8 protein-coding genes and 1 pseudogene are annotated in these 25549 nt (G+C 53.5%); all 9 read right to left on the bottom strand.

The features are described from left to right. Positions 1-1049: 1049 nt before the first annotated feature. Positions 1050-2657, bottom strand: a pseudogene (locus tag QZ310_RS11500) (polysaccharide lyase); the annotation flags it as partial. A 45-nt stretch (positions 2658-2702) separates the two neighbouring features. Further along, positions 2703-5324: a glycoside hydrolase family 2 TIM barrel-domain containing protein gene (locus QZ310_RS11495; protein WP_297072923.1), complete on the bottom strand. Its 2622-nt coding sequence runs from the start codon at positions 5322-5324 to the stop codon at positions 2703-2705. A gap of 11 nt (positions 5325-5335) precedes the next feature. Beyond that, positions 5336-7627, bottom strand: coding sequence for a DUF5703 domain-containing protein (locus QZ310_RS11490; protein ID WP_297072921.1), 2292 nt, complete (start codon positions 7625-7627; stop codon positions 5336-5338). Between the two features lie 5 nt (positions 7628-7632). Continuing rightward, positions 7633-9060, bottom strand: a complete 1428-nt coding sequence (locus QZ310_RS11485; RefSeq protein WP_297072927.1) for a sialate O-acetylesterase — start codon at positions 9058-9060, stop codon at positions 7633-7635. A 64-nt stretch (positions 9061-9124) separates the two neighbouring features. Further along, positions 9125-12361 (bottom strand): glycosyl hydrolase, encoded by a 3237-nt coding sequence (locus QZ310_RS11480; protein ID WP_297072920.1) that lies wholly within the window; start codon positions 12359-12361, stop codon positions 9125-9127. 5 nt (positions 12362-12366) lie between these two features. Beyond that, on the bottom strand, positions 12367-15207 hold the full coding sequence (locus QZ310_RS11475; protein ID WP_297072918.1) for a glycoside hydrolase family 2 TIM barrel-domain containing protein: 2841 nt from the start codon (positions 15205-15207) through the stop codon (positions 12367-12369). Between the two features lie 53 nt (positions 15208-15260). Beyond that, complete coding sequence (locus tag QZ310_RS11470) at positions 15261-18500, bottom strand: glycoside hydrolase family 2 TIM barrel-domain containing protein (RefSeq protein ID WP_297072917.1); 3240 nt, start codon at positions 18498-18500, stop codon at positions 15261-15263. Between the two features lie 70 nt (positions 18501-18570). After that, positions 18571-22746: a malectin domain-containing carbohydrate-binding protein gene (locus QZ310_RS11465; protein WP_297072916.1), complete on the bottom strand. Its 4176-nt coding sequence runs from the start codon at positions 22744-22746 to the stop codon at positions 18571-18573. Between the two features lie 119 nt (positions 22747-22865). Next, positions 22866-25532: a glycoside hydrolase family 20 zincin-like fold domain-containing protein gene (locus tag QZ310_RS11460; RefSeq protein WP_297072925.1), complete on the bottom strand. Its 2667-nt coding sequence runs from the start codon at positions 25530-25532 to the stop codon at positions 22866-22868. Between the last annotated feature and the right edge of the window lie 17 nt (positions 25533-25549).

The raw sequence follows: 25549 nt of genomic DNA, 5'->3' as shown, positions 1-25549 counted from the left end.
CGGAACGCAATTTCGCCCTGCGGGCTTCATTGCGTTTCCGCTCGATGAGGGGCTACCACCGCACCGCTGCTTCGCAGCTAACCAATTGCCATCCGGCAAGATGAGGGCACAACGCCGCTGACCAATTGCCATCCGGTAAGGTGAGGTCACAACACTGCGGACCGATTGCCATCCGGTAAGGTGAGGTCACAACGCTGCGGACCGATTGCCATCCGGTAAGGTGAGGTCACAACGCTGCGGACCGATTGCCATCCGGTAAGGTGAGGGCACAACGCTACTGACCAACTACCATCCGATAAGGTGAGGTCACAACGCTGCTGACCAACTGCCATCCGGCAAGGTAAGGTCACAATGCTGCTAACCAACTGCTATCCGGCAAGGTGAGGTCACAACGCTGCTGACCAATTGCCATCCGGCTAGGTGAGGTTGTTATAACGCTGCTATATCACTATCCATCACTTTTGTTATTTTTATTTAAGCTGTTAATGGAATCTCCGTTTGGACTTCGCTGCTTATTCTGTGACGTGATTATGGAAGTGGGTGCCTATGACTGCAATAGTTTAATGGACAATGTTATTTTTTGGCGCATAGAAGAACAAGAGTACAAATAGGCAAGAACACAAAAAGAGCAATAGCATAAAATGACAAAAGTCCCCATAACACGTTCCGCATTAGCCCGAAGCAATATAACAAATTTGTTATATGATAGAGCAAAAGCACAAAAGTCCCTATAACACGTTCCCCATTAGCACGAAGCAATATAACAAATTTGTTATATGATCGAGCAAAAGCACAAGGGGGACACAAGAAACAAAAGATTATAAACACCCGCAAAATAAAAATATTATCTTCAGGCAATTTATAATTATATCTTTTGTTTCTTGTGTCCCTTTTGTGCTTTTGTATCTCCTGAGAGAAGTTGGCAGTGCCGTTCAGCAATGCCGGACTTTAACGGAGATTACCGGTAAATCAGTTCACCGAGATTATCCGGCAAATTCATTCGCGAAGAGTACCCGCAAATTCATTCACGGAGATTATTCGGCGAGTTCGTTGGCGTAGACTTCAATCCAGGTGTAACCGTTGCCGGAATCCTTGGCAGAGTCGGTGGGATCGTTGGGATTGAGACCATGTTTCTTCTCCCATGCGTCGGGCAGACCGTCGTTGTCGCTGTCCACGCGAGGTTTACCTTTGTATTCAGGCAGACCGCCAACCTGACGGGGATCGGTGATGATACCCATCTTGTAGGAATCGCTGGGAAGACGACGCTTGACGTAGGGAGTCGAGCTTGTGTATTTGTCGGCATCCTTCTCATAGATAGCCTTGCCGGTCTTGACAGTCTTGATGACACGGGTGTCAACAGCATCACGTTTGGGCTTGGTTGCACCGGCGTTTTTCAATACATAGTCGTAGGCAGGCTCTGCTTCCATTATTGTAACCTGAGCCATCGGGAAGGCTTCGGTCATGCGAAGCTCATCGATGCGCTCGGCAGGAACAGGACCGTTGCCGATCTGAACACCACCGGCCCAGTTGTCGGCAGTCACCTTGTCATTACCCCAGACCTTGTTACCGCTGACGTATGCTTTGCCAAAGGTGTCTTTGAAAGCCTTGTCGCGACCGGCTTCCATTTTGACGATACGGTAGCGGATGGGAGCGTCGGGAGAATTTGTCTCGGTGATGGGCCCCGGCTTGAAGTTATTGTTGATGATGTTGAGACGGCTTGTGTGGTCACCACCGTCAACCGAACGGTTCCACCAGTTGTAGGTCACGTTGTTGATGAAGTTGAAATCCTCATCCATGCCGATGGAGCAGTTGCGCGAGATGTTCGATGCAAAAAGGTTGCGGGCGAAAGTGCTATTGTGTCCGCCGATGGTCGCGCCGAAGGCATGGTTGTAGAGGTCGAGCGCCTCGGAGAAGATGGAGTTCTGGATGGTGATGTTGACAGTCGGAAGTTTCTCACCCTTACCTGATTCCGGGTCGCGGTTGTAGACATGGCGGTAGATCGACATGTTCTCGTCGAGACCCCATGAACCCGAAACGTGGTCAAGGATAATGTTGCCGACGGCATTTCCACCGAGAGCATCGTCGCGGAAAGCCACATCCTGCGCACCGCGACGGAAACGCATGTGACGGATGATGACATCGTGGGTGTCGATAAGGAATGAAGCACCTGTCACGCAGACACCGTCGCCGGGAGCTGTCTGACCGAGAATAGTGACGTAGGGGGCACGCACTGTAATCGGTGAGTTAAGCTTGATGGTTCCGGCTACATTGAACACGATTGTGCGGGCACCACCCTTCTCGCAAGCCTCACGGAGAGTGCCGGGGCCGCTGTCGGCAAGAGAGGTCACGACATAGACTTTGCCGCCACGTCCGCCGGGGGTGTATGCACCACCACCGTCGGCTCCGGGGAAGGCTACAATGTCAGCCTTGATCAGATCCTCAGGTTTTGAGGCCCAGGGACGATAGGGACGGCCGTTTTCCTTTTCTTCTTTCATCACAATGGGCAGCGCTTCAGCCCATGCCTTGTCTGATGCAGCTTCCCATGCAGCTTCCTGACGGGCCGCGCGGGCCTTGATGGAGTCAGGAATTGTGGGATACTGCGCCGCCATGTCCATTGATGCCATGACGGCCATTACTAATAATGCTGTTTTTTTCATTACTGGTATATGTGTTGGGTTTTTCGTTTCTTCAATTCTCTGAGATCACTTCCGGATACCGAATTCCTGCTGCTGCTTGTCAACTTCCTCAAGCATACGGCGACGCTCATCCTCCGACATTGTCTCACCGCTTCTGTCGGCAGAGCTTGAGCTACCGTTGATCTGTCCGACCTTTCTCTCATCGGAATAGAGAGCGGGAATGGAGGCGGGGACACTCTCGATAACGAGTTCGGCAGGAGTGGGCGCATGGATGCCGGGAGCCTCAACGCGTGCCTTAATCTTAATGGGACCGGCATTGCGGGTCGAACGGATCAGAACGGGCGCGGAACCCCATTCAACCGGACGCGGATTGGCATGGATGGAGGCATCGCCGATAATCTCGCCTTCGCCTTCAACCTCAAAGACAATGTTCTCTTTGGCGAGGCGACGGACATGGCCGCTGTCGTCGGTAACTTCAGCGATTACGACTATGAAATCAGAACCGTCGGCCACGAGAGGTTTACCGTCGTAGTCGGCACGGAGTTGCAACTTGGTCGAACGGCGTGAGGGCATCTTGCGCTCGGTAGCCACGACCTTGCCATCGATTATGCCTTCGGCCACCATATTCACTTTCTGCCAGTTTTTCTGCTTGTAGCTGAATTCACGGGCTTCCCAGAAATCCCATACATTCTTAAAGACAACCGGAGCTGAGGGTATATGACCCTTCTCATGGACAACGGGAAGTGTCCATGTCTTCTCACCATCATACATCGACAGGCGCACTGAATCACAGTTGCTGAACACAACCACATCAGGCTCAGAGAACTGGGTCATCTCATGCATGATATACACCATCGGGCCTGACTCGGCTACAGGATGATTCTGATCGGGAGCCGTCTGGCTGCGGAGCATATAGTAGGCATATTTCGGCTGACGGAAAGCATCGTAGACACCACCCCAATAGGGGTCCGGATGATAGCCGCGCTGATGGTCGAAGGGGTGCCATTGGGCTCCGCCGATGAATTTGCCGGTCGTGCGGTAGAGGCCGTCGTAGGTCTTCGCAAGCGAAAGGGCCTGAATCTTCATCGGACGTTCGCCCCAACTGCGCGACGCACGGTTGTCGTTGTTGTGGGCATACCAGTCATCGACATTCTCGCCCCACTCGCGGGTGAAGATGTTCTGCTTCGGTGCATCGGCCCTCTCGTCGTCACCGGGCCAACCGTAGACGAGGTCGTAATTCTCCCTTACACCGGCTGAATGTTCATCGGCTGCAGCGATGGGTCGTCCGGGATAAGGATATTCATCTTTTGTAATCTGAAGGGCTGCAAGGGCGAAGTCCTCCGGATAGCGGGTTTCGTTGAGAATCGGTTCCCACATCAGCACTGAGGGATGGTTGCGGTCACGACGGATGATGTTGCGGGTGTTTTCATGGACACGTTCGGCAAACTGCGGATCCTTGTTCCAATACTGCCATCCGGGGGTGGCTACAATTACAAACATGCCCAATTCATCGCAGGCATCCATGAACGATGGGTCCTGAGGATAGTGGGCAACGCGGATGATGGTATAACCGGCATCGCGAAGACGTTTGGCATCACGCCACTGCTGAGAGTTGGGCACGGCGTTGCCGACGTAAGCGAAATCCTGATGGCGGTTGCCTCCGATGAGCTGACCGAAGGGCTTGCCATTGAGGATGAAACCTTTTTCGGGATTGAATTCGAAACTGCGGATACCAATGCGGGTCGCACCACCGTCGATGGTCTCCTTTCCCTCCTTCACACGCGATTCAATGCGGTAAAGCGTCGGCGAATAGGGGGACCAAAGCTCCGGGTTCTTTACATGGAAATTCTGCGATACGGTCTTTGTCTCACCCGGTTTGAGTGTGACTGCGGAATTACTGATTTTCTGCAAAAGTTTGCCCTCGGGACTAATGAGCGAGGTCTCAACATAGACCTTGCGTGATTTCGTTCCTGAATTGGCTACGTCAGTCTCGACCTTGACATCGGCACCTTTCTCCGACACATTGTCGAAATGAACGAACACACCGCCTCCGGCTACCTTGTTAGCCTCGATTGCATCTGTAATGGCAACCGGTGACTTCGCGATCATCCACACATCGCGGTAGATTCCGCCATGATAGGTGAAGTCGAGGGTCTTCTGCGGTTTTCCGGGAGGGAAACTCTTGTCGTCGCTATTATCGGCCATGACAGCCACGACACAACTGTCGCCGGGCTGCACTCCGGCTTCTGTGAGCGAGATATTGATGGGAAGGTAGCCACCAAGATGTTCCTTGACCTCGTTGCCGTTGACAAAGAATTTCTGCTTGCCCATGACGGCTTCGAAATGGAGGCTGACATCCTTACCTTTCGTATCCTCGGGCATAACAAAGTGTTTACGGTACCACGCCACACCCTGATAGTTGCGGCAACCGCTGCCTTCGGCGGGAAGGAGTTCTACAGTGTGTGGGGTGGAAACCACTTCCCATGACGAATCATCGAGATTGGCTGCACCGCCATTGGCCACGTCGCCGAGATGGTAACGCCAGCCGTTGTTGAAGTCATAGACAATGCGCCCTGAGTCCTCGACGGGGAAAAATCCCGCCACCGAGATTTCCTGCGGAGTCACCGCCTCGGCAAAAGCCACCGACGGCAAGAGCAGGAAGGATAGGATTGTTGCAAGTATTTTCATGTATATTTCTATTATTTATTATCGAGATTGTAAGGTAGGATTACATCAGTGCGCCGTTCCTCAGGTGTGACTTTGAGATTTGTGATCTTGCCGTCACTCAGCTCAGCCTCAACAACCGTCCCTTCGGGAGCATGAAGTTTGAAACTTATATCGCGGTCGAGGGGCCACGCGGGGAAAAGATAGATTTTATCACCGGAGGGCTGCATGAGCATCTCCTGAAAACCTATCATTGCGCTTCCTCCCCAATTGTGGTCAGGAGTCCAGTCATAACCGGGTCCGAAGAAGGCGGGGAAACGGTGTGAACCGTCGGCCCACTTTTCAGAGTTCAGTTTGAAAGCCTCGTCGGTCAGACCGAGTTCGGCAGCCCAGATATTGTCCTGCTTCCATCCGGTCGTAGAGCGGAAACGCAGTGCATCGGGGTCATACAGATATGTATTGCGGGCAATCGCAAGGTCAGCGCTGTCACTGACAGTCACTCCATAGAAACGCCACGGCCACACGGGATAGAGCTGCGGAGTCTCGACATTGTTGATGCGCTCCCAGGTCCTGGCGGGAGCAATCATAGTCTTGCCGTCGAGAATGCGGTGGGGTATTTCGGGAATACGCCCGAGCAATGAGGTCCATTTTGAAACAGCAGTGTCGCCTTGAGCTTTCAGATAGTCGATATAGTCACCGGTGACACGCTTAAGCGCTGCGACAGTCGAAGCGGCATTGTTTGTCATCTTGTAGGTCTCGCAGCCTGAGCCGGGGAAAAGGATAAGTTTGCCATCACCGTCAAGATTCTTGCTGCCTCGACGCGACGCGAGATAGCGGTAGTGCTCGTCAAAGAATGTCAGTGAACTTTCTATGAGAGGACGATATTCCGAAATGTCGGTCCCGGCATAGCGGGCACTTTCGAGCATCATCTGACAGAATTCAAGCACTGTGTCCCATTCATATTCCAACCATGCGTTGTACTCGACACCGGGGTCGGCCCATGCAGGACGCTTCGAACCGTATTCCATCATGTTCGGAAGGCCGAACAGCTCAATCTGCTCTGCGAAACAGGCTCCGTCGTGATTCCAGTAGACCTCCGAACGGAGCTCGGCATTGTCGAGCATACGGTTGTAGAAGTCAAACTGAGGCTTCATCATGTCGAAATCACCGCTTTTGAGCATAGGCCAGTAGACGAGACGCTGATTCTGCGCGGTCATCGTGCCACCGCCCCAATTGCGGTAGTCGGGAGTGAAAATCTGGTCAGCCTTGACATGGTGAGGGTCAAAGGTGAAAAGACCTCCGTTGAATTTTGTCGGTTCCTTACCGTAGGCATTGCAACCGAGCATGTAGCGGAACAGCGTATAGTTGCGCGCCATGCGGTCAACCACAGTGTCGGCTCCTGCAGGCGAAGCTATGTAGCTGCGCTTCCAATAGTCGCGCCACCATTGGCGGGATGCCTCGCGGTCGCGACGCAGATTCACACCGCGCTCAACGCTGTCGACACCCGCAACCCATTCTGAAAGGTCGGAGGTCTGACGGTTATGGAGCGAGATTGTGAAGTTGAACTTTCGGACAGGCTTTATGCTTGTGAAATTCCATGAACGGTAATCGACACCGTCATACACACTGTCGGTCACTCCTACAAATCGGAGGTCCTTTCCGCTCAGACGGCCACCCGAGACAAGGTTGGCAAGCGGATTCCACAGTCTGTCCTTGACTGAATCGAGCCCCTCGCGGGCAACAGTCACGTCAAAGACAGTCTCCGCAGGATTCCGGTGGAAGAAGGTCACCTCCCCACCCTTCGCTGCGATTGAATCACGCGACGTGATGAGATTCTTAGACGATGCCCATTTCCATGAATTCTGCCTACCCTCCCCTTTCTTGAAAGGACGGTCGGCATAGCGCCAGTTCTCATAGCTGACCTCGGGCGAAATGGCCTTGGGGCTTTCCACCTCGACATGGACGACGGGATGGAAAACATCGGCCCAGAAAATGACTTTCGAACCGTTGATTTTCATCTCGCAGTAGCCTTCTTCGAGTTTCAGCCTTTGGGAGAAGGGAGCGAAGGCATCACCGGGAAGATGAAGCCTGACGCGCCCCTGCTTGAGAAGGGTGCTGTGTTCGTCGTAGGCACCGCTACGGCTGATATAGAACAGCACATCGCCATCCTCGGCCCATACGTTCAGACCTATGTCGCCACCACCCACCGGCATCGAAGCCGATGAATTTTCGCTCATGCTGTCCCAGACGAAGTCCACGGGGACATTGGCCGTAAGCGATGCGACCGAGGCAAGCAGAAGTGCTGCAAGTGAGTGTCGTTTTCTCATTGAAATTATTCCTTTATAGGTCGGGCATCGGGCCAGTCATCCGAGCGGAAGGATGAAACGGGGAGACCGTCGGTGCTGAAAAGGTCACCTTCCGAAGCATTCTCAAAAGCATAGCGGACAGCTACGGGATGAGGCACCTTGTCGCTCTTGACCATCACCTTGCTACGCGAAATCCATGCCTTGGCGGGATAGAACACACGGTCCTCGCCAGCAAGCTTGAACTGCTTGGACTCGAAGCTCTGCTTTCCGGCAATCCATTCGGGAGCGCGGTCAAAGCTGACAATCACGGTGTCGCCTTTCACCTCCATCGACTTGTAGACAGGGCTTTCAGCACCTATGCCTTTGATGCCGTATGTCTTGTTGAGGGCGAGGAGTGCAAGACGCTCTCCGGCCACCTGTTTTTTGGGAGGATGGATACCCTCGGTCCAGCCCGCATCCATCAGCACGGCCATACCTGTGTTGGGAACGATATGCTCAACCTTTGCCTGAGCCTCGCGGAGATATGCGGAATTGATGATTTCCTTGCCGGGTTCGGTGATGATTGCATAGTCGTAAGGTGCAATCTGGCAGTAGTAGAACGGGAATTCACCTTGTCCCCAGAGATTACGCCAACCCTTGATGAGGGTCGAGAACATATCTGTGTAGGTATGCGCACGGTTCCAGTTGTCCTCACCCTGATACCATATCACACCTCTCATTGACATGCCGATGAGAGGATTGAGCATACCCTTGAAGAGAACACTCGGAGTGCGATTTTTCGACTTTATCTCACCACCTGCGGCGGGGATATTGGCAGCAGCCTCCGGGAAGGCGGCAAGCATTTCATCGTTCATCCATGCCTCGCAGGCCGAACCGCCCCATGATACCACAACCAATCCAACAGGGACTCCGAGAAGTTCCTCGATGTCGCGTCCGAAGAAATAGGCAGTGGCGCTGAAATTTCTAACAGATTCGGGTGTGGCTTCAGCCCATGAGCCGGTCACGTCGTCGACAGGTGTTGTCGATGAGTTGCGCTTGACGGTGAAAAGACGGATGTCGGGGTTCGCGCTCCGGAGGATTGCCTGATTCGCACCCTCCACGGGCTGATTCTTAAATCCCTTCATCGGCATCTCCATGTTGCTCTGACCGGAGCAGAGCCAAACCTCACCGAGCATGACATTGCTCAGTGTAAGCGGAGTTCCATCGCTCACTGTCACGTCATACGGACCACCGGCCGACGGGGTAGGGATTGAGATTTTCCATTTGCCGTCCTTACCGGCTTTGGTGGTATATTTTTCGGAAGTCCATCCGGGAGTGACAGTGACTGTCGACGATGCTTTGGCGGTGCCCCACATATTGGCATCGGTGTTCTGCTGCATCACCATATTGTCGCCGAAGATAGCGGGCATTTTCACTTCTGCCTGCGCTGCAAGTCCAAGGGTCAGCGCGGCCATGAGACCGAGACCCTTGATTGAGAAATGATGATTGGTATACATTTTATATGTATGATTTTGGGTTTTATTTTTCAGAAATGACCGTGAGCGAGAGCGGTCCGGTCAGACCGGCGGGGATAAGGGTCTTTTCGGCACGGCGATATTTGCCGTTGGTCCAGATTCCGTCAAACGGAGCCTTTCCTTCGTCAGCACCGAGGAGGGCATTGGCCCAGGTGTTGGTGACGTCGATGGTCAGCTCATTCTTGCCTTTTTTCACGGCATCGGTAATGTCGACCGTGTAAGGAGCCGTCCAGACTATGCCACATTCCTTGCCGTTGACTTTGATGGTCGCAACATCGTGAACACCGTCAAGATTGAGAAGCACACGGCTACCCTTTGAAATCTTGGGAGCCTTGAATGTGGTCGAGTAGGTGGCTGTGCCGGAATAGTATTTGACATCCTCATCGGCTGATGAAGTCCAGTCGAACAACTCTGCAACTTCCATATCGCGGTCAGTGGTGTTGAAATTCACTTTCCACTTGGAAGCGGCGAGAGGAGCGGTCACCGATTTCATCTCAGGAGCCTTCCCGGAGGTAGCTGAAGTGGGTTCGCTGAACACGATGAAAGCCGATTCGGCATTGTCGAGTTTCATTTTCACTTCCGTACGTCCATCCTTGCTTTCCCAGTCAAGATTACGGTCGATTGTACCGGTCATCGGATTCCAGAGTTCAGGCACACGACCGCTTACACGGAATGAAGCGGTGAATTCGCGGGGCTGCTCCTCCTGATTCGAGATGAAATAGAGGTCAACGTTGTCACCATCGTGACGGCGATGGTTCCATGCGATATTCTCAGGCACCACAACATCGCGTTCAAGACCGTAGGCCGAGAAGTCATCATTGACGTATGGCAACTGCGGCACCACGACACCGGCCTTAACCAGTTCGGCAACCTTGGTCCTAACCTCAGGGCTGAGAGTGGTGTCGGGCATGAGCGGATGGGCCATCGGAAGGACAAGCACCCTGTATGACGCGCCACCCGGAAGAGTGATGCGGCCATTCTCGGCTTTGGCAAGACGAAGGAGGGCATCCTTGTTCATTGAATCGTAGTTATATCCCCTCATAGGATTAATCCACTTCTCGGGGTCAGCCATGTTGGCTGAATGGGTCACGCCGACGGGCATCACACGGAGCGGTTGGCCGACATTGGCAAGACGCTTGCGCTCAGATTCCACGCGCTCAGAGCCGAAAATTCCGGGGAGCGAGGGTACGAGACGGTCGGGAAGGACGGCGCGGCGCGGAATCTCCTCGCCGGTGAACACTGCGATGTCGACAACCGGAGTTCCGTATTGCAACAACGCCTGCACACGGCGCATGTAGTCGCTCAGACCGCGGCCACCGTCAGCAAACCAAGTGTTGTCCCTCTGGAAGAACAGGCCGATACCGTCGAGGGTCATGCCCGGTTTCTTGTCGAGATAGGGATTGTGGGTGTTGACGTGATAGAACATTCTGTTTATGCCGAGGGCATAGTTGCGGTCAAGAAGTGCCTTGAGCATCGCGGGAGTCTCGTCCCATGTGCCACGCACTTCGGTGAAACCCTCTGCCTGAATGATATTCTTGCCGTAGACATGACCACCGTGGATGGCATCAATCATGTCGTTGGGTTTGTCATGCGTCGGGCTGCGCAACCAGAACTCACCCATCGGGAAATCCACAGCCTGATAGTGGAGCATACCGTCGCTGACCATTGTCGGCGACACACACTCTGCGGAGAAGTAGCAGTCGTAATCCTTGGCTTTTTGTGCAAGGACATCATAGAAAACATCTACGACAAGCTCGGCAGCCGTCGTGCGGACGTCGCGCAACACCTTTTCAGATGTCGCTATATCGTCCACAGGTACACCAGCAAACAGAGGCAGATAGGGCATGAGGTCGTAACCGCGACGACGCTTGAACTCTGCAGCGAAATTGTCGCTCCAGTTCTGGCTTCCGCACTCCCAACTGTCGACGTGCATGTATTTCAACACTTTCTTGGCAATTTCCGGATTGACCTCCTTGAAAACACGTCCGAACCAGTTGTCGAACTGCTTGGCCACTGCAGCACGGCTGAATTTGTCTGCTTCAAGGCCCTTTCCGGCACCACCGGTTGCGTTTGTATGGCCGGTTGCTGTGTGGCCGACACGCATTATGCGCCATTCACCCTCCGGAAGAGAGGCCGAAAGCGCCCCGTTGCGCAACTGAGGTGTAAGATCAATAATCTCCTCTTTGCGAACACAGAGTTCAGCGGGAATTTCAATGTCGGTTGTGGCAGGAGCTACTCGCCATACCAATCCGGCCTTGCCTTCCCACTGGTTCAGTTTCGGTTCGCCGCTTAGGACTATATCCTTGATTTTAAGATTGGGCTTCCATTTGGCAGCATCCATGTCCTCGCTTCCGGGTTCGCTACCCTCGGGAGTCCAATAGAAGCGGAAATATTTGGCAATTGTAGGAGGGATGGCATGGGTGTTTTGCTGATCGGTGTTCTGCCAACCCTGACGTGCGGGCTGAAGCTGCTTTATCTCCTGAAAATTCTTGCCGTCGTTGCTTGCAAGCACTTTCAATCGATGAGCCTCATAGTTATTACCCGCAAGTATGATTTCCACATTGCTGACCTTGACAGGCTCGGAATATTCATACTGGATGTAGCAGGGATACGATGCTCGGATGACACCTTTCTCATCGATGTTCACTCCCTTTCCGGCCGGAACACTCGAAGTGGCATCCCATGCCGTCACTTTAGGACGTTCGGCAATCTTGCGACCTTTGACCGGCATGGCGAGAACGGAAATATCCTCATAATATCCCTCATAGTTCTCGGGAACCGGAAGTACAAGATTCTCAACGACACCACCCTTCACGATTGTATCAGCGGTCACGACCTTCTGCATAGACTCTGCGGGTGAAATCCAAGGGCCACCTGCAAGGGCGAAACCGTCGCAGATGTGCATACCGAGTTTCAGTCCGAGGCTGTCGGCAATCTCCATGCTGCGGCCAACAAGTCGCCACCATTCCGGCGAAAGCTGAGGAGCTTTGCCTTCATACTGAGGTGCGGTCTCAACCGCTTTGATAGGCATGAGGTATGTTCCGCCGAGACCGACATTCTTCATTGCCTCAAGGTCTGCCTTAATGCCCTCTTCGGTCACGGCACCATACATCCAGTACCAGAAACACCAGGGGTCGGCTTCGGCAGGAGGTGCAGAAAATCTCTGCTCAAGTGCCGACTGAGCCGACACATTGAGCGAGAGAACTGCGGTTGCCGATAGTAGTATATCGCGTAGTTTCATTGTTATCAGTCAAAATTGAGGATGATGCGACCTGTACGCTGACCGTTGACCCATTTGGGCTGTGAGGAGGGACCGATAAGGTCAGTGGTGTTGACCTTGTTGCGCACGGGAGGAATGACCTCCATGATAGCGATGCCGGTCTTGGGAAGATTGTAGAGGATATGGTCACGGCCATCACGCGGTTCATAGACACCGACGTAGCTGCCGGGAGTCTCGTTGATGATTCCTATGGTGCCGTCCTGAGTCTTGATGTCCATCCAATCAACATTGGCGAAATAGCCCTTGAATTCGGGATAGGTGAAGCTTTCGGCAGGAATGGGGTCGTTGTAGTCATTCTCCCACACACCATACTGCGGACCGTGGAGACGGTTCTGCCATACGCGGTAGGGACCATCGCCGACCCAACGCTTGCTGACAACCTTGTTTTCGGGGAAGTCGAATTTCACACCCATAAGGTCAATAACACCGTCGAAATTATATGTGAAATCAAGAGCCGCGCTTCCGTCGGGTGCGATTGTCCACTTGGCCTGATCGAAATTGCCGAGTTTATAGTCGGCTGTCACGACCACATCATCCCCCACCTTCTCAGCCTTGATACCGGTGAACTTGCCGAGGTCTTCAAATTCAGTGTATTCAGTCTTTTTCTTTTCAGCCTGAGGATCGTCATGGTTATAGAAACCGTCCATCGAGCGGTCGGAACGTTTTGCAACAATCACACGAGGACCGTCAGTAAGCTCGATAAGGCGACCGTTGACATCAACACCTTTGAGCTGACCATCCTTCTTGCTGAAATGATAGGTGCGTCCGTTGGCTTTGACGATAATCTCGTCGGCAGTCTCGTTGACCACGGGAGCAGCACCGGCCTTTGCAGCGAAAGCCTCTTTCTGCTTGCCGACAACCTGATGTGACCATGTGAAAAGATCCTTGCCGTGGTTGTCAGTGACAGTAAGTTCGAGAGCATCTGTCTCAGGTTTGAGGGTCGGGATTTTCACTGTTCCGGCCTCTCTGGCAGCAATGGCGGGGAAATTGACCTTACCCTCGGCAACAACCTTAGCATCACCCTTCACACCGTGTGCGGGCATGTCGAGCTGTCGCCATGTGAGAGTGCAGCCGTCAAGATTAGTGAAATCATAGCGGTTCTCGACATTGAGGACACCGTCAAAGTCGGGAGTGATGGTTTCGTTCATAATCTGAATGGGACACCACACTTCCTTCACTGTCCAGTAGCTGCCCTCCTTCTCATGGTGAGGACCGACGATACCGTCGGCACCGTAGTTACCGCAGTTGTCGATGAAGCCGTCCATGTCGACACGCTTCACGCCCTCGTCGGCAAGCACCCAGAGGAAACCGCCGGCACACTTGGGATCGCGGCGCATCATTTCCCAATAGTCATGCAGACCGGCACCGTGACCGCCGTCATAGAGACCGTGGAGGAATTCGGTGGGCATGAAGATTTCAGGCAGGCGCATGTAGTTCTGGCTTTCGCCATACGAACGGTAGTGCATAGTCTCGAAACCGCCGAAATTACCCTGCGGATGAAGCACAGGGCGCTTCTGCGGGTCATATTTGTGGAATTCGCCGTTGAGTTCGTCATTCCAACCCTTTTCGTTACCGTTGCTCCACCAGATGATTGAAGGATGGTTGACGTCGCGCATCACCATCTCTTTGACAAGTTTCTGACCGTTGATGGTCTCATGCTTGCCGTGCCAGCCGGTAAGCTCGTCCATGACATAGAGGCCGAGCGAGTCGCAGATTTCATAGAATTCGGGGTCTGCAGGATAGTGCGAGAGACGCACGGCATTCATGTTCATCGACTTGATAAGCTCGACATCCTCAAGGTTCTTCTGACGGCTGAGCGTGCGGCCGCTCTCCGGACGGAAGCTGTGGCGGTTGACACCACGGATATTGATTTTCTTGCCGTTGATATAGAGGCCGTCGCTTTCGCGCACCTCGATTGTGCGGAAACCGAATTTCTTTGTTTCCTTATGCAACACCTTGCCTGACGCATCGGCAAGAGTGAATTCAGCCTTGTAGAGTTCGGGAGTCTCGGCGCTCCATGTCGCGGGCGCGTTGACTTTCACCTCGACCTGACCGTCACCCGCACCCTTGCGGATCGGGGTCACGCTCTCCCCTACTTTCTTGCCGTTCTTGTCGGTAATGACAGTGGTAATCTTGCCACCCTCGACAGGCATACTCAGAGTATAGTCAGCCTTGAAATCGCCATTGGCCTGAGCGTCGATGGCGATATGCTTCATGTTGAGCGCCGGGCGTGCCTGCATGAACACGGGACGCCAGATGCCACCGAAATTCCAGTAGTCAGCGCGGCGTTCTGCAAGGTTCACACCTGCATTCTCGCTCTCCTTGGCAACAGTGACCTCAATGCGATTTTTCTTGTTTGGTCCGAAGAACACACGGTCGCTCACGTCGTAGATGAAACGGTAGAATCCGCCCTGATGCTTCGATCCGGCCTTGCGTCCGTTGATGAGCACGTCGGTGTCGGTCATCGCAGCCTCAAACACGAGTTCTATCTGCTTTCCGCGCCATGATTCAGGCAACTCAAATTCAAATTTATACTTGCCCTTCTCATCGGCAGCACCTTCAGGGAAGGCTTTGCCATAGAATTTCATGCCATACTGATAGGTGCCGAAGCCCTGCAATTCCCAGCAGGAGGGCACACCGATTTTTGTCCATTTGCCGGAGTTGTTACCGTCGGTACACATGAAGTCCCACTCCACCATGTCGTCACATCCCGTACCTGAGAGATACTGACGCTCGGTTGTCACAGACTGGGCCATCAGGCTCATGCCCGCAAGCATGGAGCAGATAGTTACTACAGTTTTTTTCATTCTATCGTTAGATTTTATTTTTCTTGCACTTGTTTTATTTTTCCAATCCTTTTTTACTTGACAGGTGTGATTCTCACCTTAAGCTCATGCTTGCCATGCGGGATAGCATATTTCTTCAACACGCCCGGTCCGCAACTGCTGTTGCCGAGTCCCATCACGGCTGCATCTATATTTAGATAGGTATTACCGCTCTTTGTCAAGTCGCAGTCGTGGGAAACTGCATAAATATCCTCAACCGAGTAAGGAAGAGCCGAGGCCGACACCGGTTTTTCGAGAGCTGTCACACGCAACCCCTTTCCGGCTTTGTCGAGAATAGCTATCTCTGCCACGGATTCAAGATTACCTGAATCCTGCGGACGCGGATAGTGGACATACTGCTTGTCGACAGCGTTGCGCCAGCGGCCTATCCTCGAAGCTTCCAGACGGTCAGGATAATTCTCAACGGGGCCGTAGCCGAACCATTCTACAGTGTCGAATGTCTTGTCGGCTACGAATGCGCTGCCGAGTCGGGGAAGTTCCGGAAGCGAGCCTTCCGGAGTATAGGTCTGGGTGAGATCAATCGTACCGTCGCCATAGAGAGTGTAGTCGCTCTCAACGTTAATGGCACCTTCCGCATAGGAGTATTTCTGCACTGCCGTAACAGTGATTTTACCGTCATTCTCACTCCACTTCAACGATTCACACTTGACTGCAGGCGAATCAATCCTGTTCTTTGTCCAATCCTTCGCAAGCCAGTTGCCGAAGCTCTTGTCGTTGTCGGTCGGAGCGCGGAATGCCTGGAAATGCGAACCTTCGAGAATCTTCTTGCCATTATAGCTCAACGACGCGAGATTTCCGGTCTCGCGGTTCCACGAAGCGGAGAAATTCTTACCGTTGACGCTAAGCATCCCTGCGCTCTCGTCAACTTTCATTCCTTTGGTCACTTTTGCATCACGCTTGACGGCTGCAAGCATATTGTCGTTGAGCGCAAGCTGACGCATCACGATTTCATGGCCCGCATCAGCCCAATCGGTCTTATCCTTGAGTGTCACTGATACGTTCAGACGGAGGTCTGCATCTCCGGCTTTAACTTTGCCGAGATTGACAGTCACATCACCGCTCTGTCCGGGAGCGAGGTCCGGAAGCATGATGCTTCCACCCTTACCGGCAACACCGTTGACGACGGGAGTCCACGAACAGTCGTAGCCCGACATATCGATATGATGGTTGCGGTTGATGAATTCAACGACTGCCTCACCGGTGGCAGGATTGTATGATTTGAGAGAGATGCCGACAGGACTGTAGACTGTCTTCACCTCATAATATTTAGGATTGAGCGAACGGTCAGCGAAAATCACGCCGTTCATGCAGAATGCTTTCAGATTGGGTTTGTCGCCGAAGTCACCGCCGTAGGCCATCTCTGTCTTGCCGTCGGGGCGCACACGTTCGATTCCCTGGTCAACCCAGTCCCAGATGAAACCTCCCGCCATGCGCGGATGGCTGTAGATTTCCTCCCAATACTCGCCAAAGTTACCCATCGCATTACCCATTGCGTGGGCATATTCGCTCGTAAGCACCGGGCGGTTGTCGTTGTCGCGCTGTGCGATTGAGAGCAGACGCTCCCAACGGGCGTTTTCAGCGCGCTCCTTGTCATCACCCTCCTTGATTCCGGGGTTCAGATACTCGGCCTGAACACGGGGATAGAAACGGCTGATGATGTCGACAGTCGCAGGGTCGGGCTCTCCGTCGACACCCTGCGCACCTTCGTAATGCACGGGACGTGTAGGGTCAAAGTCGTGGAGCCATGCGGAGATGGCAGCGAAATTAGGGCCGTAGCCACTCTCGTTGCCCATGCTCCAGAACACCACCGAAGGATGGTTCTTGTCCCTCTCAGCCATGCGCACAGCACGGTCAAGGAAGGCAGCGTGCCAGTCGGGAGTGCTTGCCAACGTTCCGCGCAGACCATGTTCCTCAATGTCGGCCTCGTCCATGACATAGAGTCCGAGCGAATCGCAAAGCTCATACCAACGCGGGGTGTTGGGATAGTGGCTTGTGCGGACAGCGTTGACATTGGCCTGCTTCATCAGTTTTATATCCTGAATCATTCGTTCCTCGCTCATGACGCGCGCGGTTTTGGGGTCATGCTCGTGGCGGTTGACACCACGGAAACGGATGGGCGCTCCGTTGACAAGCACCTGTCCGTCCTTCACCTCAACGCTGCGGAAACCCACCTTGCTGTCGGCACGTTCGATGACATTGCCTGATGCATCCGTAAGCTCAAGCTTCAGGTCGTAGAGCGACGGGGTTTCGGCTGTCCAGCGTTTGGGATTTTCAAACGTGTGGGTGATGCGACCGAGTTTGCGGGGTCCGCGCTGCGGATACCACTCGTTCATTACCGACGCCTTATGGTCAAGGTCAAGAATTTCGTTGATGACAACCGTGGTGTCCCATTTCTCCTGCCCAGCCTCTCCGAGACTCACCCTGAGTTTATAGTCAGTTCCGCGTTCGCCGTTGTAGACCGAGAACTGCGGGTCGATCTGGAGTGTGAAATCGCTGTAATCGGCATCGGGAAGTGTGCGGACGGCATAGTCGCGCAATCTCACATCGGGAGTATGGAAGAGGGTCACATCGCGATGAATACCTGCGAAGCGCCAGAAGTCCTGGTCTTCGAGATATGAACCGTCGCTGTATTTGTAGACCTCGATTGCAATCTCATTTTTACCTGCATGGATATAGGGGGTCACATTGAACTCGGAAGCTTCCATGCTCCCTTGGCTATAACCAACCCTTTTGCCGTTGATCCATACATAGAACGCGCTCATGGCACCGTCGAAGCGCAGAAAAATCTGGCCTGATTTCAGCCAATCGGCGGGAACCTCAAACTCCCGGCGGTACTGACCTGTCGGGTTACGCTCCACGAATGCCGTGTAGTTTTCCTTCGGGGTATCGGTTACAAAAGGAGGATTAATCTTGAATGTATATCCGGCCGAAGCATAGATAGGTGTGCCGTAGCCGTTGACCTCCCACACTGCGGGAACAGCGAGGGTCGACCAAGAGGAGTCATCAAAACCGCTCTTCTCGAAACCGTCCACCCGACCGTCAGGCGTAGGCGACCAATGGAAACGCCAGTCACCATTGAGGCTCATCGAGCGGTCACCCTTAACCTGTCCGTAAGGGATGAAAGCCGCGCGCGCAGGCTCGCGGTTGATTTGCAATATATGATGGTTCTCCCAATCATGCGCGGTCCTCACCTCCCCTGCCTGTGAGGCAAGCGAGGCTCCGATGAAAAGTGCGCAGGTCAACTTTTTATACATAATGTGATTCCTGATTGTCGTTTTTTTGCTTGGAGATGTGTAAGAGCACACATCTTTTTATTGTACTTCTTTATTGTACTTCAAGAGAGTCGAAAGCCACTCCGCTCAGATTAGGAGCGGAAATGATGACTTTATAAGTGCCGGCATTGATATATCCGCCGGTGGTGGTGCTGAGCATACGCCATTTTTCAGGAGTATCGGGAAGATTGATGGTATCGTCCTTCAACACGGCACCGTTGGGAGCAATGAGCTTGAGGTTGACGGCCACGGCCTCCTTGTTGGTATTCATGAACTTGAAACGGAGGGCATAGACCTGGGCAAGACCTGTCGAGATAGTCCACTCGACGCTTCCCTTACCGGAGAAGAACACACCGGTCTGCTTCTTCCACTCTTTTTTCACGAATTTGCCCTCACACTTCGCATCCTCGGCTTCGTAAATCACCGCAGCGCGGGCATTCTCATCCTTCGGAAGCATCTCGGCAGGCATCTTCTCAATCACGTCCTTGTCGGCAGCCTTCCAGCTCCATGTGGAGGTGCGCTTCGGTGCGAGAGCTTTCGCATTGCTGTCGAGCGAGGCCACGGCGATAGCCGAAAGTACAGCCTGTCCGGCCTTGACTTCGGGGAAGGAGATGTTGATATAGCCGTCGGTCACATCGCAGTCAACAACCTCTTTCAACACCTTGTCGTGTCCGGCCTCTGCCCAAATGTCGAGGTCATCAATGACTGTGGAGTCGTTGACAGCCACATCGAAGATGCGCAGACCCTCGCAATCGGTTCCTTCACCGCCGCCGGTTCCGTGCCACGGTTCGATGAAGTAGAGTTCCACACGGTAACGTCCGTTGCTGACCGGCAGACGGTAGGACAGTTTATGACGGCCGAAACGGAAGCTCTGCATGAGCCCCCAGTCATTTGTACCTGCAATGGGGTCGTAGGTGACGCGCTGATTTGCAAGATAGGGTGAAAGCCCCTTGAAATCCTGCGCCCATGAGCGGGAATAGATAGTGTCGTCGGCAAGCCACTTCTGACCGAATTCATCGGTGTAGTCATCACCGCCGCAGTTGATACGGTAGACATAGTTGTAACCCTGCTCACCCTTGATGGCAGTCGAGCCGGGAGAGCGGAGTGCTGCAAAGCCGGGTGCGGTTTCGAGATTGTCGAGCACGATGACATCCTCAGCAACCTTTTCACCACCATGATATGCCACGGCACGGAGCACGTTGTAACGCACCGGTGCGTCCTTCCACACGAAGTGTGTTCCGATTCCACCTTTCACCCGTGAACCGAGCGGATTAGCATCAACGGCATCGTTGAAAAGCTGCACGGAATCGCAGTTGCTGTAGACCTCGATTGTTGCCTTGCGGGCCTCCTTGAAACGGTCAGGCCATGTATGGGAAGCGATATACACGAAGGGGTCGGTAGATGCGTCGGTATAGTTGGACTTATACATATAATATACGTCCGCAGGTTCCTCCCACGGGCTTACAAGACCCTTGTAGTTGAACGGACCGACCTTGTCGATTTTTCTATAAGCCTCGTCGGGCTGACGGCGACCGGGATTGTCATGGCTGCTGTAGATCCACTGGTAGTGACCGCTGACACTGTCACGCGCCTGTTCGGCAAGGCGGAGCTTGGTTTCCATGAGTTGGGTCATACGCTCCTCGCTCCACGGGCCGTTGGGTTCGAACTCACCAGGTTCGGTGTGGAAGCCGAGTGTGCGCCATGCGCCGTACTCACCGTTGAGAAGCTGATTGGGACGGGCAAGCTCTTCATTATACTTGTTGACATCGCCGCCGTATGTTCCGCTCCAGTTCTGGATGACGTTCCAGTCGGTTCCCTCTCCGCCGTTGCAGGTGGTGATGACACGCATGTCGCGCGCCATAGGGTCCATCTCACGGATGATGTCGGCACACTCCTGCGCGAAATCACGCGGAAGGGTGCTTTCGTTCTGCAGACCCCACATCACTACTGAGGGTGAATTTCTGCGCTCCTTCACCCATTGGCGCAGGAGGGTCTTGAAATTCTCGCGGAATTCGGGGGTGTCATACCACACATGGGCCGAGAACTGCGGCCAGAAGAGTATGCCTTCCTTGTCCCAATATTCCTGATAGCGGAGATTGTGAGGCTGATGGGCATCGCGCACCGAATTGAATCCTGCATTCTTAATCTGCTTGACACGCGCGGCCACCTGCTCGTCGCTGAACGCATGTGACTGACCGAACTGATGCTCATACTCGCAGACACCGTTGATGAACACCGGCTTGCCGTTGAGATAGAAGCGACCGTCGCCGTCGTTGCGCTTCACAGGCCACGAGAAGTTGCGGATACCGTAGGGTGTCGCAACCTCCTCGACAGTCTTGCCGTTGCGCTTCACCATTGTGGAGAGTTTATAGAGATAGGGATCCTCGGTGTTCCAACGATGGGCATCCTCGATTGCAGAGGCTTGCTTCACAATTTTTGTCTCGCCGGGCTGAAGTGTCAGTTTGTCGGTGAGGCGGAATATCTGACGGCCATCCGCATTGCTGAACTTGTTGATGAAGTCAAATTCAGCAGCTTTCTTACCGTAATTCTTGATTTCTGTTTCAATGAACACTGAATCGCAGGCTGCATTGTTCCATACATGCACTCCGAACGGTTCTACACGGACCTCATCGGTGATTTCAAGTTCTACCGGACGGAAAATTCCCAATGGCTGCGAACCCTCGCTGAATCCCCATTCCGAAGAGCAACCGCCACACACCCAAGGCATGTCGGCTATCATTTCGGGATGCTCTGCAATCACTTCGATTGTGTTCTTGCCGTCGAAATTCAGATAGTCGGTGACATCGAGGGTGAGCGAAGTGCGGCCCGAAGGATGACGGCCGAGGTCATGGCCGTTGAGCTTGATGTTGGCGTATGTTCCCACGCCCTCAAAGTTGATGAAGTAACGTTTTCCGTCAGTGCGGGTTCCCATGTCGAAGTCACGCACATATCCGGCATTTCCGTGGAGGTTGCCGTGGGTCAACTGACGGTAACCGTAGTAGTCATCCCAGTTGTGGGGGACATCGACGGTCTTCATTGTTGTCTTGTCATCGCCGAGCCATGTCGACCAGCCTTTGTTCAGACTGAGGTGGCCACGGCGACCGGTGGCGGGACGTTCGGGAAAACGGACAGCCGAACGGCCCATCGGCTTGCTCGTAGCCACGGCTATACCGCGCTGATCGGCGTTGTTGACGGCACAATAGAAGTGATAGACAACACCATCGTGTTTCACAAGATAGCTCTTATGGGCGAAGAGTTCGTCGAATTCCTTTGTCGGGTAGATAAGGTCGCTTCCTTCCCAGTCATCCCATGTGACGAGGTCATAGCTGCAAGCAAAGGTGTTGAACGCCTTATAGCTGCGCGAGGGATTGAAAGCTGAGAAATAGAACATCACGTAGACGTCGCCCATCTTCACAATCTGAGCGTCGCCGGTGATTGTTCCCTGTGCCTCATGGGTGAAGACAGGATTTCCCTCATATCTGCGCCATTTGGTCATATTGTCCGAAAGGGCAATGCCTATGCGCTCACCCTTCATGCCGGTTTCGGGATTGATACCACCGGCGTTGTAATACATCACAAAACGTGAACCGAGGGTCTTTTTCGGATCCTCGTAAATGGTGCTTTTGTATTCTGTCAACGCTTCCCACCACTGGACATCCTTGTCGGTGATTGAAAGTATCGGCTTGTCAAAAGTGTTCCAAAGATGGGCTGTCGCGGGACTTCCTTTTGTCCATGCGAGACCGACAGCAAGAGGTGCGTTTACAGCCTCATAGCCTGTACCCTCACCGCCGATATATGTCATCCAGCATTTTCCTTTATAGCGGTTGATTGCGTAGCTTCCACCCCACTCCATATCGATGAGTCCGGGGAAACCGCCACGCTGATTGCGGTCCCAACCCGTGTCGGAATAGGCAAGGATGCGCCCGAGGGTGGTCCATTCGAGGAGGTTCTCGCTCTCGGCAATCCATGTCTCGTAGCCACGGCCATCCTGTCCGCTGCGACCGTTGTAGACAACGTAGGTCATATACCACTTGTCACCTTCGCGGAACACTGTCGGGCAGTCAATCTTATGATTGTTGTCGTGCGGAGCGACGACAAGACCATATTTATAAGGTGTACGCGCTTCCTTATAGACATCGGCCATACGCTCCTGACTTACATGACGCTGCGCGGTCAGCGATGACCACGACAGCAGCGCAACAGCCATTAAGGAAAATAATCGTTTCATATATACTGTTGGTTTGTAGGGACGCGCTGTAGCGCGTATGCCAAATGAAAAATGCACCGATTAATGTATTTTATCGGGCATACGCGCTACAGCGCGTCCCTACAGATGATTATAAATTTTTAATAGAACAACCAGTCCATAGCCTCATCCTCACCGGCGAGTGCTGCATTGCGGGGAGTGATGTTGTCGGAAGTGAATCCGAGCACAAGCGCATAGCCCTTGGGGAGATTAAGCGAATGTTTGCCTGGAGCGAAGCTGTAGGCATGGATATTGGCAAGGGGCATCTTGTCAAGATGGATAGCGCTTATCAGGACAGGTTCGGCCTGACCATACTCATTGGCTGTCGCGTCGGTTTCAAGTTTGGGAGCCTTGGCATATTTCTTCTGGTCATCCTTGAAGTAGGCAACAAGAAGTTTGACAGGTTCTGCATTCTCGAAGGTCAGCTCAGTACCATCATTGCGCTGCTTATCGCCGTTGACGCGGAAAGCGGTAAGACCTTCAAGCTCGGGAGCGATACCGGCAACGGTTGCATCGGGCATGTTTTCGAGGAGCGAAGCGCCCTCTGCAAGCTTGACGCGCTTCCACGGACCGTTGACCTTCACGTTGGCATCGGCAAGAGGCTTGATTTCAGCCGGTTTATCAGAAATCTTGCCGGCAGCCTTGTCCTTAAGGGTAGCAAGGTTGTTCTTGAAGTTGTCAAGTTCGGCCTGATAGTGAACGAGCATCTCCTCCCATGTCTTGTTCTTGCCGTCGTCACCGGCAAAGGGAATACGGCGCATGGTGGTCTGCATACTGTTGGCGTAACGATATGTGCCTTTTGTGCGGTCGACGAGCTGCTTGTAGTAGTCAAGGCTCTCCTCCATCAGAGGCACGGCGGCATCAAGGTTCGAAAGGTCCTTTGTCCACTGGTAGTCGAGAACCTTCTGAGCGGCTTTTACCTTGCGGTCGAAAGCGTAGGCGAAGAGACGGTAGCACTCCATGTCGTTGGCAAGACGTTCGAATTCCTCGCTGTTGGCATTCACTTTTCCACCGACACGCTTGATGGCCTCGACAGCCTTGTCGCCGTGGGCCACACACTGTGCGGTGATGTCGAGGGGAAGTTCGCCTACATGTGATTTCCCCTTATGCTCTTTCTCGACGAATTCAATCAGCTTCTCACCCTCCGGTCCACAGCTTTCGTAGAATCCGGGGTAGATGGTGTATTTGTAAGGATTGACAAGCTGGCTCATGAACATGCCAAGGAGCAGGGTCTGACGGTTGCCTTCGGTGATGCCGAAACGGCGCAGGAGTTTGGGCGCGATTTCACCTGATTCCTCGAAGGCCTCGCGGATGTCGGCACCCTTGTCGTTGCCCAGACCGTAGGTGCGGGCGAAACGGTGGTTCCAATACTTGATTTCATCCTGACGGTCACGGCGGCAGTTCCACGCATAGCGTCCCCACCCTTCATACCAGGTGCTGTCGCGGACCAGCTGAAGTTCCCTTCCTCCTCCGGCGATGCTGTCGGCCGAATATGGCCAATCCCAGTAGGAGGCCTGGGGATAAAGATGGAGAGCGTTGGCACCATGCACATCGTGCATGGCTGTCACGGCCTTCTGAATGAAATCGGGTGAGCTCCAGCGCCACGGTTCAAGGTTGGCGAGGATGTGGACATTGCTGATATGCACACTTCCGAGCGAGCTGAGGCTGCGGTGGATTTCAGTCCACGGGCCGCGGGGCTCGTAGGTGGTCAGCGACTCACCGTTGTATTTATGCATCGTGTAAAGATTCTTGTAGAGGGGAAGGGCTGCATCCATGACAGCCTTGCAGTCTGTGTCGTGGGCACGCAGAAGCAACGGAGGCTCATCGGTGCGGCCAAGCTTCGCAAGACCGTCCTTCACACCGGGGATGATTGTCTCCGTGAACCATACGACATCATCCTCATAGGTATCCATAGCTTCACCGAGACACACGAGGAGGCCAACGTTGGGATACTTCTCGATGAAAGCAGCCACGCTCTTGCGGGTGTAGTCGCTGACAAGAGGCGTGATGGGGCGGTTGCGGTCCTGGGTCTTCATACCGTAGTGTTCGGCAAAGGGTTTGGATAGCAGGATGTTGTAGAACATCTGAATCACGAAAATACCGCGTTTGTCGGCCTCGGTTGTCAGGAATGAGAACATTTCCTCATTCTTTTTGAATGTTTCGTCGTCAACCTCGACGGCAAAGGGATAGTCCTCCAGTTTCACAAGCGATGCGAAAGGATGACCGTTCCAGAGATAGAGGGAGTTCATGCGGTTCTCGACGAGCATGTCGAGATACTTTATCCAAAGTTCCTTATCGTAGAACCAAGGGAAGTTTTCAGAGGTGTAAGGGTATTCGTAGACACTGCGGCCGGGCAGAAGATAGGGTTTCTGGACACCAACGCAGGCACCGCGAAGCACCATTTCAGGCGCGTCGGTGATATTCGACGGCAGATTGTCGAGGTTGCCGTCCATCTCGACGCGGTCTATAAGCTCACGGCATCCGTAGATGACACCGGAGCCGTCATTACCACGGACATCAATGATATTGTCGACAGTCGTGATTGTGAAACCCTCTTTAGGACCCACGCTGTCAGCCGCTTCCGAAAGGCGGATGATTTTCACACCCTCACCGGCCTCGCTTGCCGGGACGACATTGAAACCTTTGCTTTCAAGTCCGGCTGTCAGATGCTCGGCCGCGAATTTCATACGGTTGGAGGCATCGTCGGGATATTGCAGAGCCACTGTCTGACGGCTGCTGCAACTCCAAGCCAGGACGGCGACAAGCATCGCCATCACATATCTTA

It is taken from the genome of uncultured Duncaniella sp., from assembly GCF_910577345.1.
GTDB lineage: Bacteria > Bacteroidota > Bacteroidia > Bacteroidales > Muribaculaceae > Duncaniella.
The sequence above is the reverse complement of the archived record's forward strand: the minus strand, read 5'-3'. Positions and strand labels throughout refer to the sequence as shown.